General features: G+C 63.4%; 13 protein-coding genes. 4 read left to right on the top strand and 9 right to left on the bottom strand.

All coding sequences use genetic code 11. The features are described from left to right. Positions 1-4: 4 nt before the first annotated feature. Positions 5-481, bottom strand: coding sequence for a redoxin family protein (locus tag AC1DXN_RS01890; RefSeq protein WP_477243571.1), 477 nt, complete (start codon positions 479-481; stop codon positions 5-7). A gap of 85 nt (positions 482-566) precedes the next feature. Then, on the bottom strand, positions 567-1,373 hold the full coding sequence (locus AC1DXN_RS01885; protein ID WP_477243573.1) for a protein-disulfide reductase DsbD domain-containing protein: 807 nt from the start codon (positions 1,371-1,373) through the stop codon (positions 567-569). A gap of 149 nt (positions 1,374-1,522) precedes the next feature. Between AC1DXN_RS01885 and AC1DXN_RS01880 the strand changes: the two genes are divergently transcribed. Next, complete coding sequence (locus tag AC1DXN_RS01880; protein WP_477243574.1) at positions 1,523-2,131, top strand: YqgE/AlgH family protein; 609 nt, start codon at positions 1,523-1,525, stop codon at positions 2,129-2,131. A gap of 4 nt (positions 2,132-2,135) precedes the next feature. Here AC1DXN_RS01880 and AC1DXN_RS01875 read toward each other — a convergent pair whose 3' ends face one another. Genes AC1DXN_RS01875 through thrC form a run of 4 tightly spaced genes read right to left on the bottom strand, consistent with a single transcriptional unit; the run spans position 2,136 to position 8,344 of the window. Then, positions 2,136-5,024, bottom strand: a complete 2,889-nt coding sequence (locus AC1DXN_RS01875) for an EAL domain-containing protein (protein ID WP_477243576.1) — start codon at positions 5,022-5,024, stop codon at positions 2,136-2,138. Between the two features lie 3 nt (positions 5,025-5,027). Further along, positions 5,028-5,624 carry a GNAT family N-acetyltransferase gene (locus tag AC1DXN_RS01870; RefSeq protein WP_477243578.1) on the bottom strand — a complete coding sequence of 199 codons (597 nt, stop codon included), beginning with the start codon at positions 5,622-5,624 and terminating at the stop codon, positions 5,028-5,030. 15 nt (positions 5,625-5,639) lie between these two features. Next, a complete protein-coding gene (locus AC1DXN_RS01865) occupies positions 5,640-6,932 on the bottom strand; it encodes a M16 family metallopeptidase (RefSeq protein ID WP_477271859.1) in 1,293 nt (430 codons plus the stop codon). Between the two features lie 14 nt (positions 6,933-6,946). Further along, on the bottom strand, positions 6,947-8,344 hold the full coding sequence (thrC, locus tag AC1DXN_RS01860; RefSeq protein WP_477271861.1) for a threonine synthase: 1,398 nt from the start codon (positions 8,342-8,344) through the stop codon (positions 6,947-6,949). 128 nt (positions 8,345-8,472) lie between these two features. Between thrC and AC1DXN_RS01855 the strand changes: the two genes are divergently transcribed. After that, a complete protein-coding gene (locus AC1DXN_RS01855; RefSeq protein WP_477271863.1) occupies positions 8,473-9,246 on the top strand; it encodes a hypothetical protein in 774 nt (257 codons plus the stop codon). A 34-nt stretch (positions 9,247-9,280) separates the two neighbouring features. Here the strand turns inward: AC1DXN_RS01855 and AC1DXN_RS01850 are convergent, their stop codons facing one another. After that, positions 9,281-9,967, bottom strand: coding sequence for an HAD family hydrolase (locus AC1DXN_RS01850; protein ID WP_477271865.1), 687 nt, complete (start codon positions 9,965-9,967; stop codon positions 9,281-9,283). Between the two features lie 182 nt (positions 9,968-10,149). On the opposite strand from AC1DXN_RS01850, the gene AC1DXN_RS01845 reads away from it, so the two are divergent. Continuing rightward, positions 10,150-11,283 carry a DNA methyltransferase gene (locus AC1DXN_RS01845; protein WP_477271867.1) on the top strand — a complete coding sequence of 378 codons (1,134 nt, stop codon included), beginning with the start codon at positions 10,150-10,152 and terminating at the stop codon, positions 11,281-11,283. Positions 11,284-11,308: 25 nt separating this feature from the next. On the opposite strand, the gene AC1DXN_RS01840 is transcribed toward AC1DXN_RS01845, so the two are convergent. Both AC1DXN_RS01840 and mutY read right to left on the bottom strand, forming a co-directional pair. Next, positions 11,309-11,920: an HAD family hydrolase gene (locus tag AC1DXN_RS01840; RefSeq protein WP_477243587.1), complete on the bottom strand. Its 612-nt coding sequence runs from the start codon at positions 11,918-11,920 to the stop codon at positions 11,309-11,311. Further along, positions 11,917-13,047, bottom strand: a complete 1,131-nt coding sequence (gene mutY / locus AC1DXN_RS01835) for an A/G-specific adenine glycosylase (RefSeq protein ID WP_477271869.1) — start codon at positions 13,045-13,047, stop codon at positions 11,917-11,919. The genes AC1DXN_RS01840 and mutY overlap by 4 nt, the downstream gene beginning before the upstream one ends. A gap of 51 nt (positions 13,048-13,098) precedes the next feature. On the opposite strand from mutY, the gene AC1DXN_RS01830 reads away from it, so the two are divergent. Continuing rightward, positions 13,099-13,596 carry a DUF721 domain-containing protein gene (locus AC1DXN_RS01830; RefSeq protein ID WP_477243591.1) on the top strand — a complete coding sequence of 166 codons (498 nt, stop codon included), beginning with the start codon at positions 13,099-13,101 and terminating at the stop codon, positions 13,594-13,596. Positions 13,597-13,702 lie beyond the last annotated feature (106 nt).

Genomic DNA, 13,702 nt, shown 5'->3' with positions numbered 1-13,702 from the left:
ATCCCTAGAGCTGTCCCAGAATGTGGGCCGCACCGGACTCGTCGACACCGGGCTTGGTCTCGACATTGACCGCGGTGACCTTGCCGTCATCCACGATCATCGAGAAGCGCTTCGAACGCAGCCCCATATCGGCGCTGATGTAGTCGAGGCCGATCGACTTGGCGAAATCGCCGGTGCCGTCGGCGAGGTAGAGGATCTTGCCTTCACCGCCGCTGAAGCGCGCCCAGGCGCCCATCACGTGCACGTCGTTGACCGAGACGACAGCGATGGTGTCGACGCCGCGCGCCAGGATGGCGTCATGGTTTTCGAGATAGCCTGGCAGATGGTTGTTGCTGCAGGTCGGCGTGAAAGCGCCGGGAACGCCGAACAGCACGACCTTCTTGCCCGAGAAAATCTCGGCGCTGGTGATGACCTTGGCGCCATCGGCGGTCATTTCCTTGAAAGTCGCATCGGGCAGTTTGTCGCCAACGGCAATCGTCATGAAATTCCTCGTTCGAAAAGCTGGAAGGACTTGGTCTTCGAGATAGCGAACTCAGGCGTTTCCCGCAACCGCTGACAAGCCTGGATCAAGGGAAAGGCAAGAGGCCTTCGACGGCACCCTCGGCACTGGTCAGCGTGTAGTGAAGGCCGCCATCCGTCGGCGTCGTCGACGGCCGGTCGAGGATCGGCACCGTAAACACCAGCCTGCCGTCCTTCTCGCTGCGCACCGGGGCGCCGAACATGTAGTCGCGCTCGCCGGCGACGAAGAAATCGGCAGCGTCCGGATTGCCCGGAAAACTTGCCTCAACAACCAGCGTCTCATGGTCGCCCGGCAAAACAACGATGCCGAAATCGGGCTTTGCCTGGGTGGGAAGGGCTGCAAGCGCTGCCGCCACCTGCGCCGCGTCCTCGGCATTGTCCGGGTCAGAGGCAGGATCGACGCTCAGCCTGGTCTGCACCGGAATGCAGATCGTCTCGCAAATACCGAGAAAAATATCGGCGTCGATGACGGTCGCCTCTTTTGGCGCCGACAGCGTGAACGTCACCGGCAACGAAACCGGATGGTCGTAGCCGGCCCATTTGCCGTAGCCGTCATCGTGGCGCTGCGGCGGCGGAAACGACAGCGCGGCGTCGGCAATGTTGGTGCTGGCCGAGATGTCGAGTTGCGGCGGCACGCCGGCGTCACCCGGATCGCGCCAATAGGTCTTCCAGCCTGGCTTCAGCGCAATGTCGAGCACGCCATGGATGCGGCCGGCTTCGTCGGGTTTGCCTGATGTCACCAGCCGCACCTTGCCGCCTTCGCTGTCGTACCAGGCTGACGACGAGGCAGCGGCGGGCAAGCCGGTTCCGCATCCAATGACCGCAGCGAGCAGCATGATTTTCAAGCGTTGCATGGCGGTGATTTGATCGTCCGTTCGTGTCTGCGCAATGGCGTCATGGGATCGCCCGTATCATATTTGCGTGACCTGCGGCAGGGCGGCCAAATCCGAATCGCGCGTGTCGCATCTTTTCGGCGCTTTGGAAACGCGTTACGCTCCTGTCCATGGACTTGTTGCGGCACAAGAAGACGGCGGCCCAGCGCGGCTTTCTCGACGACCAGTTCCTGATTGCCATGCCTGGCATGAAGGACGACCGCTTCACGCGCTCCGTCATCTACATTTGCGCGCACAGCGACGAAGGCGCGATGGGCCTGATCATCAACCAGACGCAGCAGATGCTGTTTCCGGACCTCCTGGTGCAGCTCGGCATCATGAACGAGCAGGAGGCAATCCGCCTGCCCGCACAGGCCCGCGATTTCGTCGTGCGCAATGGCGGCCCGGTTGACCGCAGCCGCGGCTTCGTCCTGCATTCGGGCGATTACCGGGTGGAATCGTCGCTGACGGTCTCCGACGATATCTGCCTGACGGCGACCGTCGACATATTGCGTGCCATCTCGTCGGGCCGTGGCCCCAGGCACGCGCTGATGGCGCTTGGCTACTCAGGCTGGGGCGCCGGCCAGCTGGAAACCGAGATCGCCGAGAATGGCTGGCTGACCTGCCCGGCAAATGCCGAGCTTTTGTTCGATACCGATATCGAGCGCAAATACGACCGCATCCTCGCCTCGATCGGCATCGATCTGGCGCATCTCAGCCTGGCTGCCGGGCACGCTTGACCCCTTAGGCCTGCGTCATCGGATACTGTTCCTTCAGCGTCTTCAGCACCTGGTCGGCGGGCATCGGGGCGCCGAACATGAAGCTCTGCACATATTCGCAGCCCATCTGGCGCAGCTCCAGCGCATCGCTTTCGTCTGAAATGCCCTCGGCCACCACCGACAGGCCGAGTTCATGCGCCATGTTGACCATGGACTTGAGCAGCACGGCGCGCTTCGGCGTCGCGTCGTCGACAAAACTCTTGTCGATCTTGATGGTGTCGAAGGGGAAGCGCGTCAGATAGGCCAGCGACGAATAGCCGGTGCCGAAATCGTCCAGCGACAGGCCGATGCCGAGCTGCTTCAGCTTGGTCAGCACATGCGAGGTCTGCTCGGGATTGTCCATCACCAGCGATTCGGTGAGTTCGAGGCGGAAGCAGCGCGGCTTCAAATTGGCGCGCGCGATGACCGAGCGCACATCGCTGACCAGATCGCGGCGGATTAGCTGGCGGCTGGACAGGTTGACCGAAACCGACAGCGGCGTGTCGCCGATCTGTTTTTGCCAGCCGGCGAGGTCTTCCGCCGCCTGCTGCATGGCGAACAGCCCAAGCTGCACGATCAGGCCGCAGCTTTCCGCGACCGGGATGAAATCGCCCGGCGGGATCATGCCGCGGCGTGGATGGTCCCAGCGCAGCAACGCCTCGAAGCCGGCCGTGCTGCCGTCCTCCAGCCGCACGATCGGCTGGTAGGCAAGCGTGAATTCGCGCCGCTCGATGGCGCGGCGCAAATCGGACTCGAATTGCAGCCGGTCTGTTCCGACGGTGCGGAAGGCCGGCCGGAACGGCTCGATCCTGTCGCCGCCGAAACGCTTGGCCTGGTGCATGGCAAGCTCGGCATCCTTGACCATGTCCTCGGCCGAAGTCTGCGCCGAGGTCCAGGTGATCAGCCCGATCGAGGCGGTCAGCACGATCTCGCGCTTGGCGAAGGTGATCGGGTTGTTGATCGCATGCTTGATGGCGTCGGCAACGCCGGCGATGCGGGCCGGGTCCTGTTCGGACAGCAGCATCAGCGCGAACTGGTCGCCGGCAAAGCGCGACAGCGAATCCTTCGGCTTGAGCAGCCGGTGCAGCCGGCGCGCAATGGTCAAAAGGATGGTGTCGCCAGCCGAGATGCCGAGCCCGTCATTGACCTGCTTGAAGCGGTCGATGTCGATGACGAAGACGGTTGGCCGCACCTTCTCTTCGGTGCGGGCGATCGAGATGATCGCCTCCAGCCGGTTCATCAAAAGTTCGCGGTTGGGCAGGCCGGTGAGATTGTCGTGCACGGCGTCGTGCAGCAGCCTTTCCTCGGACTTCTTCTGCTCGGTTACGTCGATCATCGTGCCGACGCAGCGAATCACCTCGCCGTCCGAGCCGATCACCGGCCGGGCGCGCAGCGAAAACCAGTGATAATGGCCGTCGGCGCCGCGCAGGCGGAAGTTCTGCGATACCCGGCCGCGCCGGTGTTCGAGCACCACGTCGAGCGTTGTGCGGAACGTGTCGCGGTCGTCGGCATGCAGCACCGGCAGCCAGTTGCGGGCAGCGCCGCCAAGGCTGTTGGGTGCCAGGCCAAGCTGAATGCTGACGTCGGGCTTGGTGACGACGCGGTCGCGCAGCACGTCCCAGTCCCACACCGTGTCGCCCGAGCCGGCAACGGCCAGCGCCTGCCTCTCGAGGTCGGAAAACAGGCCCTGGTGCAGCGCGCCGCCGGCAAAGGCGTGCTGCATGACGGTGAAGCCGATCAAAAGGATGATCAGGATCAGCCCGCCGCCAAGTGCGGGCTGGGCGATATCGTTGTCGAGCATGCCGGTGATTGCCATCCACGACCCGCACAGCCACAGCAGCACCATCACCCAGCTCGGCACCAGCATGATCGCACGATCGTAACCACGAATACCGAGGAAGATGATCAGACCAAGGCCGGTCAGCGCGGTGGCGGCGAAGGAAATGCGGGCGATGCCGGCGGCAACCGCCGGGTCGACTATGGCGACACCGGCGATCAGCACCAGCCCGAGGATCCAGACCAGCGCGCCGTAGCTGAAATGGCCGTGCCATCGGTTGAGGTTGAGATAGGCAAACAGGAACACGACGAAGGTCGCTGCCAGCGCCACTTCGGTGCCGGCCCGCCACATCTGCTCATTGCCGGGCGATATCTCTATGATCTTGTTTAGAAAGCCGAAATCGACGCAGATATAGGCCAGCACCGCCCAGGCCAGTGCCGCCGTTGCCGGGAACATCGAGGTTCCCTTGACGACGAAAAGGATGGTCAGGAACAGCGCCAGCAGGCCGGCGATACCGATGACGATGCCGCGAAACAGCGTGTAGGAATTGACCGAGTCCTTGTATTTTTCCGGGTCCCACAGATAGACCTGCGGCAGCTTGGGGGAGGCCAGTTCCGCGATGAAGGTGATCACCGTTCCGGGGTTCAGCGTCACCCGGAACACGTCGGCGTCGGGGCTGGTCTGGCGGTCGAGCGCGAAGCCTTCGCTGGGCGTGATCGCGGCGATGCGGGTCGAACCGAGATCCGGCCAGAAGATGCCGGAATTCACCAGCCGGAAATGCGGCGCGACGATCAGCCGGTCGAGCTGCTGGTCGGTGGTGTTGGCCAGCGCGAACACCGCCCAGTCGCCGGTCGAGCGCGCATCATTGGCCTCGACCTCGATGCGTCGCACGATGCCGTCCGGCCCGGGCGCGGTCGAGACCTGGAAATTCTCGCCCTGGTTCCGGTAGATCTCGACGGCGCCCGAAAGGTCGAGCGCCACGTCGTCGCGGGCAATCTTGATCGGTTCGACGGCGAAGGCCGAGACCGCCGCGCACAGCGTGACGATTGCCGCCAGGGCGAAGGCCAACAGCGACCTGTTTCGCAGGATATTCGTCAAAAATCAGCCCTTCGTTCCAGCGCCCGGCGGATCGTCCGCGATCCGGGCGTAGAGGTAGTGGTCCTGCCAGATGCCGTTGATCCTGAGATAGGATCGAAGAAGTCCTTCGCGCCGGAATCCGGCTTTTTCAAGCACGCGGATCGACCGGGCGTTGTCGGGAATACAGGCAGCTTCGATCCGGTGCAACCTCAGCGTATCGAAGGCAAAGCGCGACACCACCTTGACCGCGTCGGTCATCAGGCCACGGCCGCCAAAGCGCTCGCCGATCCAGTAGCCGATATGGCCGCTTTGCGAAACGCCGTGGCGGATGTTGCCGAGGGTTATGCCGCCGGCCAGCTTGCCGCTGCTCTTCTCGAAGATGAAGAAGGCGATCGCGGTTCCCTGCGCATAATCTTCGCGGTAGCGGCTGATGCGAAGCCGCCATGCCGTGCGGTCGAGTTCGTCAGGCGTCCAGCGCGGCTCCCACGGTTCGAGGAAGCCGCGGCTTTCGCCGCGAAGTGCCGACCACTCGCGGTAGTCGTTGGTGAACGGCACGCGCAGCGTGACGTGGTCACCTTTCAGCGCCGGCAGGTCTCGGCGAAAGAAAGGGAGCGCGAACACAACGCCTGGACTGATTTAGACGGCGAGCTTGCGGGCCGTGGTCTGCGTGCCCGAGAGCGAGTCGAGGATAGACTCGTAGGGTGCAAGCGTACCCACCGGTCCGACAGCGGTAAGCGTCGGCTTGGTCGAAAACAGCCGCGACGAGAGATCAGTCAGTCGCTCGACGGTCAGCGCCGACAGCCGCTCCATCAGCTCCTCCTTGGCAATCGGCCGGCCGAACAAAAGCAGCTGCCGGGCGATCTGCGAGGCACGGCTGGCCGGACTTTCGGCCGACATGATCAGCCCGGCGCGGTATTGCGCACGCGCCCGGTCGAGCTCTTCCTGCAGGATGTTTTCACCGGCCTTCTGCAATTCGTCGATGATGACCGGCACCAGTTCGGCGATGTCGCTCTGCCCGGTCGCGGCGTGGACGCCGAATATGCCGGTATCGGAAAAGCCCCAGTGGAAGGCATAGACCGAATAGCACAGGCCGCGTTTTTCGCGGACTTCCTGGAAAAGCCTCGACGACATGCCGCCGCCAAGGATCATCGACAGAACCTGCGAGGCGTAGAAGTCTCGCACATGATAGGCGCGGCCCTCGAAGCCGAGCACGATCTGCGCGTCCATCAGGTCGCGATCCTCTCGGAAATCGCCGCCGACATACTGCGCATATTGCGGCATCGTGCTGTCGGCCTTGCTGCGGAAGCCGCCGAGATGCTTCTCGACCTCGCGCACGAAATTGTCATGCTTGATGTCGCCGGCAGCGACGACCACCATACGCTCGGCGCCGTATTGCCGCTCGATAAAATCGTGCAACTGCTTGGAGGTGAAGGATTTGACGGTTTCCGGCGTGCCGAGGATGGAGCGGCCGATCGTCTGGTGGCGGAAGGCGGTCTCGGTGAAGCGGTCGAAGACGATGTCGTCGGGCGTGTCGTGCGCGGCGCCGATCTCCTGCAGGATCACATGCTGCTCGCGTTCCAGTTCCTGCGGGTCGAACTCGGACTCCTGCAGGATGTCGGAAAGGATATCGACCGCCAGCGGCACGTCGTCGGAGAGCACCCTGGCATAATAGGAGGTGGTCTCGACGCTGGTCGCGGCATTGATCTCGCCGCCGACATCCTCGATTTCCGAGGCGATCTCGAAGGCGGTTCGCCGCTTCGTTCCCTTGAACGCCATGTGCTCGAGCAGATGGGCCATTCCGTGCTCGTCGTCACGCTCATTGCGTGCGCCTGACTTGACCCAGGCACCAAGGGCAACGGATTCGAGACTTGGAAGGGTTTCGGTGGCGACTGTCAGGCCGTTCGACAGACGGCTTACCTCAACACCCATATGGCTAGTACTCCCTAACGCGCCGCCCGCGTGTGGCGGCCGACATAATCTTCCACCATTTTCAGGTCGGATGGAAGTACCGTGTATTTTTCCTCCGCTGTCATCAACCCGCCTAGCCATGCGGGCAGGGCGGGCGATACGCCGCAGGCGGCTTCGACGGCGGCCGGGAACTTGGCCGGATGGGCGGTGCCAAGCACCACCATCGGCACCGCGCCGTCGGCCTTGCCGGCGGCAACATGCATGGCCGCGGCCGTGTGCGGGTCGAGCAGATAGTTGCTGGCGCCAAGCGTCGAGCGGATCGTGGCGGCGACTTCGTCCATGGTAGAGCGGCCGGCGTCGAATTCCGCGCGGATTTTTACGATCTCGCCGTCTTCGATGGTGAAGGCGCCGGACTGCTTGAGGCCGTTCATATAGCGCCGCACTGTCGCCGCATCGCGGCCGGCGGCCTCGAACAGCAGGCGCTCGAAATTCGACGAGACCTGGATGTCCATCGACGGCGACGTGGTCGGGAACACGCCTTTCATGCGGTATTCGCCGGTCGCAAGCGTGCGCGCCAGTATGTCGTTGTCGTTGGTGGCGATGATCAGACGTTCGATCGGCAGGCCCATCTGCTTGGCGGCGTAGCCGGCGAAGATATCGCCGAAATTGCCGGTCGGCACGGTGAAGGAGACCGGCCGGTCGGGAGAACCGAGCGACAGCGCCGACGAGAAATAATAGACGATCTGCGCCATGATGCGGGCCCAGTTGATCGAATTGACGCCGGACAGCGCCACCCGGTCGCGAAAGCCGTGATCGTTGAACATGTCTTTCAACAGGCCCTGGCAATCGTCGAAATTACCCTCGATCGCCAGCGCATGGACGTTGGCGGCGGCCGACGTCGTCATCTGCCGCTGCTGCACCGGCGAGACGCGGCCATCCGGGAAAAGCACGAAGATGTCGGTGCGGTTGCGCCCGGCAAAGGCATCGATTGCCGCCCCGCCGGTATCGCCCGATGTGGCGCCGACGATAGTGGCGCGCTGGTCGCGCTCGGCCAGAACATGGTCCAGCAGCCGCGCCAGAAGCTGCATCGCCACATCCTTGAAGGCCAGCGTCGGGCCGTGGAAGAGTTCCAGGACGAAGATGTTCGGGCCGGTCTGCACCAGCGGACAGACGGCGTCATGACGGAAGGTGGCATAGGCTTCGCGCACCAGGCGCTCGAACACCGGCATCTCGATCTCGCCGCCGAGAAACGGCGACAGCACGCGGATGGCGAGATCGGGATAGGCCAGGCCGCGCATGGCGCGGATTTCGGCGGCGGAGAACTGCGGCCAGGTGCCGGGCACGTAAAGTCCGCCATCGCGCGCCAGTCCAGCCAGCACCGCGTCGGAAAATCCAAGCACGGGCGCTTCCCCGCGGGTACTCACATATTGCATCGTCACATTCCGTTGATGCCGCGCGGTTTCGTTCACGGCAAGGTGGTTAATTTCTACGCTGGCTCAGTCGCATTTTTGCCGCGTCGCTGATATAGGGCACCAGCTTTGCGAGAGGGAAGTGCAGTTTCATGGCGTTTCATTCGTTAAACAACCGCTTTGTCGCGGGTCTGGCGCTTACCGGCTTTATGCTTGCCGCCGCCGGCTGCCAATCGAGCGACAATGGCGTTCTCAACCTCGGCTTCGGCAAGAAGGACACGACGCCTCCGCCGCCGCAGGATCCCAAGGTTCTCGCCAGCCAGCTGCAGGCCTACTGCCCGAAAGTGACGCTGCGCGACGGTACGGCCTACTTCAACACCTATGGCAAGGGTAGCCAGAAGCCGAAGAAGAAAACCGACGCCGCCGCTGCGGATGCGCAAGCCGCCCAGCCGGCGCCGGACGGAACCATCGTTGACCCGAACAAGGATCCGACGAAGATCATCTACCAGGCCTCGATCACCGATGTGACCCGCGACTGCAGTCGCACCAACGGCCAGCTGTCGATGAAGATTGCCGTCGCCGGCAAGGTTGTGCCGGGACCGCTGTTTGCCCCCGGCACCATCACCATGCCGATCCGTGTCGCCGTCATGCACGGTACCGAGGTTCTTTACTCGCAGATCCACCCCTATCAGATCCAGGTCAGCGACCCCTCGACCGCCACGCAATTCGTCTTCACGGATTCCAATGTCGTCGTTCCCGAGCCCACCGCGCCGGACTATCAGGCCTTTGCCGGCTATGACGAAGCCACGCCGAAGGCGGTGACGGACAAGTCGAAGAAGAAGCCGGGGCGGAAGAAAGCCAAACCCGCTCCTCCTCCTCCTGCTGCTCCTGCTGACGACAACACAACCCTGATCCCGCGAGGCTAGCATTCGGGCCGTGCGCCAGCCGGGCGCGCGGCTCTCAGGCGTCCGACCATTCCGACAGCGCCGCAATCACGCTTTTCAGCTCGACCCAACGGCGGATGACCGTTTCGGCACCGGCCTCGGTCAGCATGTCGGCATGGCCGGGATAGCTGTGTGATGCGCCGGTAAAGCCGATCACCCGCATGCCCGCCGCCCTGGCGCCGGCAACGCCGTGCACGGAATCCTCGATGACGAAGGTGTTGGCCGGATCGGCGTTGAGCTTTTGCGCCGCAAACAGGAACACGTCGGGGGCCGGCTTGGTCTTTTTGCTCGGTATTTCCAGCGCCGAAAAGATCCGGCCGGCAAAGAACGGCAGCAATTGCACCTTCTCCAGCATGAATTCGATCCGCTCGGAGCGCGAATTCGAGCAGATGCAGCGCGGCACCGTGACCGCGGCGACCGCCTCGCGTGCGCCGTCTATGGCGCGCACGTCGCTGCGCAGCTTGCGATCGACCAGGTCTTCGGCGCGGTCGATCAGCGAGGCCTGGAAAGGAATGCGCGACTTTTCCTCGACCCGCATCATGATGTCCTTGAAGGTCAGCCCGGCATAGGTCTCGGCAACCTCCTCAGCCGAGATTTCGTATCCGGCCGAGGTCAAAAGCTCGGCCTCGATGCGCGCGGCGATGATTTCGGAATCGACGAGCACGCCGTCGCAATCGAAGATGACAAGGTCAGGCTGGGGCATGGTGATCCGGAACAAGGGAGGGGAAAGGCCGGGAAGGCTCAGGCGGCGCGGCATACACCAACGGGCCGGGCTGCGCAAATTGAGAGGGCTTCGATGGTCGCAACGATCCCCTTCACTGAATATTTACGCTGATCGGTAACCATAACGGGGAGTAAACAGTAACGCGTGCTTTGGGTGTATCAATGTCTGCCGTGCGTCTTCTCGACGACCTTTCCCACGCTCCCCAGCAATCCGAGTGGCTGGATACGATCCTCAAGGGCGATTGCGTCGCAGCACTCGACCGGCTGCCCGAAAAATCCATCGACGTGATCTTTGCCGATCCGCCCTACAATCTGCAGCTCGACGGTGACCTGCACCGGCCCGACCAGTCCAAGGTCGATGCCGTCGACGACGACTGGGACCAGTTCGAGAGTTTTGAGGCCTACGACGCCTTCACCCGTGCCTGGCTGCTGGCGGCGCGCCGCGTCTTGAAACCCAACGGCACCATCTGGGTCATCGGCTCCTACCACAACATCTTCAGGGTCGGCGCCAAGATGCAGGATCTTGGCTTCTGGATCCTCAACGATGTCGTCTGGCGCAAGACCAATCCGATGCCGAATTTCCGCGGCCGCCGCTTCCAGAACGCCCATGAGACGATGATCTGGGCCTCGCGCGACCAGAAGGGCAAGGGCTACACCTTCAACTACGAAGCCATGAAGGCATCGAACGACGACATCCAGATGCGGTCCGACTGGCTGTTTCCGATCTGCACCGGCGGCGAGCGGCTGAAGAACGACGATGGCGACAAACTGCATCCGACGCAGAAGCCGGAAGCGCTGCTCGCCCGCATCATGATGGCCTCGACCAAGCCCGGCGATATCGTGCTTGATCCCTTCTTCGGTTCCGGCACCACCGGCGCGGTGGCCAAACGCCTCGGCCGCCACTTCGTCGGCATCGAGCGCGAGCAGGCCTATATCGACGCCGCCAACGAGCGCATCGATGCGGTGCGGCCGCTGGACGATGCCGATCTGACGGTGCTGACCGGCAAGCGCGCCGAGCCGCGTGTTGCCTTTGTCAGCCTCATCGACACCGGGCTGATGCAGCCCGGCGCCACGCTCTACGACGCCAAGAAGCGCTGGGCGGCCAAGGTGCGCGCCGACGGCACGGTGGCGATCGGCGACAGCGCCGGTTCGATCCACAAGATCGGCGCCGAAGTGCAGGGCCTGGACGCCTGCAATGGCTGGACCTTCTGGCACTATGAGCGCAGCGGCGGCCTGACCCCGATCGACGAGCTTCGCCGCATCGCGCGGCTCGGCATGGAGCGGGCAGGGGCCTGATTGCCCCTCCTGCAAGCGCCTGAGATCAGACTTTGATCCCCAAACGCTCGAGGTCCGCCTCGAGCGTTTTTGCGTCGGTGAACAGCACCGCCTGCCAGCCGGCCGCCTTTGCGCCGTCGACGTTTTTCTGGCTGTCGTCGATGAACAGCGTGGCTCCGGGTTCGAGGCCGAACGCGGCGACGTGATGATCGTAGATGGCGCGGTCCGGCTTTATCTGGCCGATATCGCCCGACACCGTCACCCCGCGCGGGCGGTCGAGAAAGTCAAAGCGTTGCCGGGCCTCAGTAAGCGTGTCAGCGGCGAAGTTGGTCAGCATGGTCACATCGTGGCCGGTTTCGATCAGGCCCACCATGATGGCGACGCTGTCGTCATAGGCATGCGGCACCATTTCGTGCCAGTAGCGGCGGAAATTGCGAATGTTTTCAGCATGATCGGGATGCTCGGCGATCAGCAGCGCCTCGGCCTCTTCCCATTTGCGGCCACGGTCCTGCTCGATGTTCCAGTCATGCGTGCAGACATTGTCGAAAAACCACTTGCGCTCTTCGGCATCGGGAATGAGGCGGCTGAACGGAATGTTCGGGTCGTAGTGGATCAGCACGCGGCCGATGTCGAAAACGATGTGGCGGACTTCAGTCATGCAGGCCTCTTTGCACTCTGTGGCGACGGCTTTTTCGTCGCCCCCGGTATCGCTGCTTCAATTGCCTTTTTCATGACAGTCGGCAGCGCTTCCCCGGAAATTTCATGGACCAGCGACCAGAAATGCCCCGCAGGCGCGGCGCCGTTCACCTCGGCACGGAAAACATCGAGTTCAAGCGCGAAATGGGTGAAGACATGCCCAATCTGGCCGGCACGCTGCCAGTTGGCGGGGAAGGGTGCGGCCGCATCCGTGGTCGCGCCGTCGATCCGTGCGGTCCAGCCCGTCGTCGGCACCTCGGTCATGCCGCCGAGCAGGCCTTTGTCCTGGCGCTTGCGCAACAGGATGGCGCCGTCGCTTCGCACCGCGACGAAGGCGGCGCCGCGCCGCAATGGCTTTTCGGCCTTCGGCAGGCGCACCGGGAAGTGTTCGGGATCGCCCGAGACAGTCGCGCTGCAATCCTCGCGCAGCGGGCAAAGCATGCAGCGCGGCCGCCGCGGGGTGCAGATCGTCGCCCCCAGATCCATCATCGCCTGGGCGAAATCGCCCGGCCTTATCAGGGGAACCATGCCTTCGACATGGGCGCGTATCTCGGCCTTGGCTTCGCTCAGCGGCGTGGCGATCGAATACAGCCGTGAGACAACCCGCTCGACATTGCCGTCGACGACCGCGGCCGGGTGGTCGAAGGCGATCGCCGCGATCGCCGCCGCCGTATAGGCACCGATGCCTGGCAATTCCCGCAGACCGGCTTCCGTTTCGGGAAATCGGCCGCGTCGAAGTGCCACAAGATCGGCGCAAGCCTTGAGATTGCGCGCCCTGGAATAGTAGCCGAGCCCAGCCCAAGCCTTCATGACGTCTTCGGTCTCAGCCTCGGCAAGGGCGTTTACATCAGGCCATTTCGCGACAAAGGCGCGGAAATAAGCCTTTACCGCTTCGACCGTGGTCTGCTGCAGCATGACTTCGGACAGCCAGATGCGGTAGGGGTCGGGCCGTGCCCCGCGCGCATGCTCGCGGGGCGTGATCCGCCACGGCAATTCGCGGTGATGCACATCGTACCAGGCGAGGAGCCGGGACGCGATGTCGCCATCATCCGGAGATGCAACCTTGCGGGTCTGGTCGTGCAGTGCCATTGATCGAGAACTGGCCCTAAGCTTGGTGAGGGGCGTGGCTGGAGAACGCACATGGCAGGGAAAAGGCCCTACGGCAATCCCGTTCCGGTGAGCGATCTGGCGACCGCGATCCTCGATCCGGTGCTGCGCAAGCGGGCCGGCATTTCGATCGGGCTGGTCCAGTCCTGGGAAGAGATCGCCGGGCCAAGGCTCGCCGGCCATTCGCGCCCCGAAAAGATCCAGTGGCCGCGCCGCATGCATGAGGACGATCCGTTCGAGCCGGCGGTACTGGTCATCGCCTGCGAGGGCATGGCGGCTCTGCATCTGCAGCACGAGACCGGCGAGATCATCAACCGGGTCAACGCTTTCCTCGGCTTCAACGCCGTTGGCCGCATCAGGATCGTGCAGAAGCCGGTGACGAAGGACAAGGGCCGGCCCAAACCAAGCTTCCGGCCGCTGACCGCGGCCGAAAAGACAAAACTGTCTGATACCGTCGGACTGATCGAGGATGACGGGCTGCGCGCCTCTCTGGAGCGGCTCGGCGCTACCATTCTTGGCGAAAGGAAGTGACAATCTCGCGCATTCGTGATCATGCGCATCAAGTTTGGCGATTGGAATGGGGACGGCGATGCCTTAATTCGCGCCAACTCTCGCCTTTTCTAGCCTTTGCATTGCA

Source organism: Mesorhizobium sp. P2_H9 (assembly GCF_056403215.1).
The sequence above is the reverse complement of the archived record's forward strand: the minus strand, read 5'-3'. Positions and strand labels throughout refer to the sequence as shown.

Coding starts and splice junctions, on each gene's coding strand:
- AC1DXN_RS01885 (WP_477243573.1), bottom strand. CDS start 1,373: ATGCAACGCTTGAAAATCATGCTGCTCGCTGCGGTCATTGGATGCGGA.
- AC1DXN_RS01865 (WP_477271859.1), bottom strand. CDS start 6,932: ATGGGTGTTGAGGTAAGCCGTCTGTCGAACGGCCTGACAGTCGCCACC.
- AC1DXN_RS01830 (WP_477243591.1), top strand. CDS start 13,099: ATGGCAGGGAAAAGGCCCTACGGCAATCCCGTTCCGGTGAGCGATCTG.
- AC1DXN_RS01855 (WP_477271863.1), top strand. CDS start 8,473: ATGGCGTTTCATTCGTTAAACAACCGCTTTGTCGCGGGTCTGGCGCTT.
- AC1DXN_RS01890 (WP_477243571.1), bottom strand. CDS start 481: ATGACGATTGCCGTTGGCGACAAACTGCCCGATGCGACTTTCAAGGAA.
- AC1DXN_RS01845 (WP_477271867.1), top strand. CDS start 10,150: ATGTCTGCCGTGCGTCTTCTCGACGACCTTTCCCACGCTCCCCAGCAA.
- AC1DXN_RS01840 (WP_477243587.1), bottom strand. CDS start 11,920: ATGACTGAAGTCCGCCACATCGTTTTCGACATCGGCCGCGTGCTGATC.
- mutY (WP_477271869.1), bottom strand. CDS start 13,047: ATGGCACTGCACGACCAGACCCGCAAGGTTGCATCTCCGGATGATGGC.
- AC1DXN_RS01850 (WP_477271865.1), bottom strand. CDS start 9,967: ATGCCCCAGCCTGACCTTGTCATCTTCGATTGCGACGGCGTGCTCGTC.
- AC1DXN_RS01880 (WP_477243574.1), top strand. CDS start 1,523: ATGGACTTGTTGCGGCACAAGAAGACGGCGGCCCAGCGCGGCTTTCTC.
- thrC (WP_477271861.1), bottom strand. CDS start 8,344: ATGCAATATGTGAGTACCCGCGGGGAAGCGCCCGTGCTTGGATTTTCC.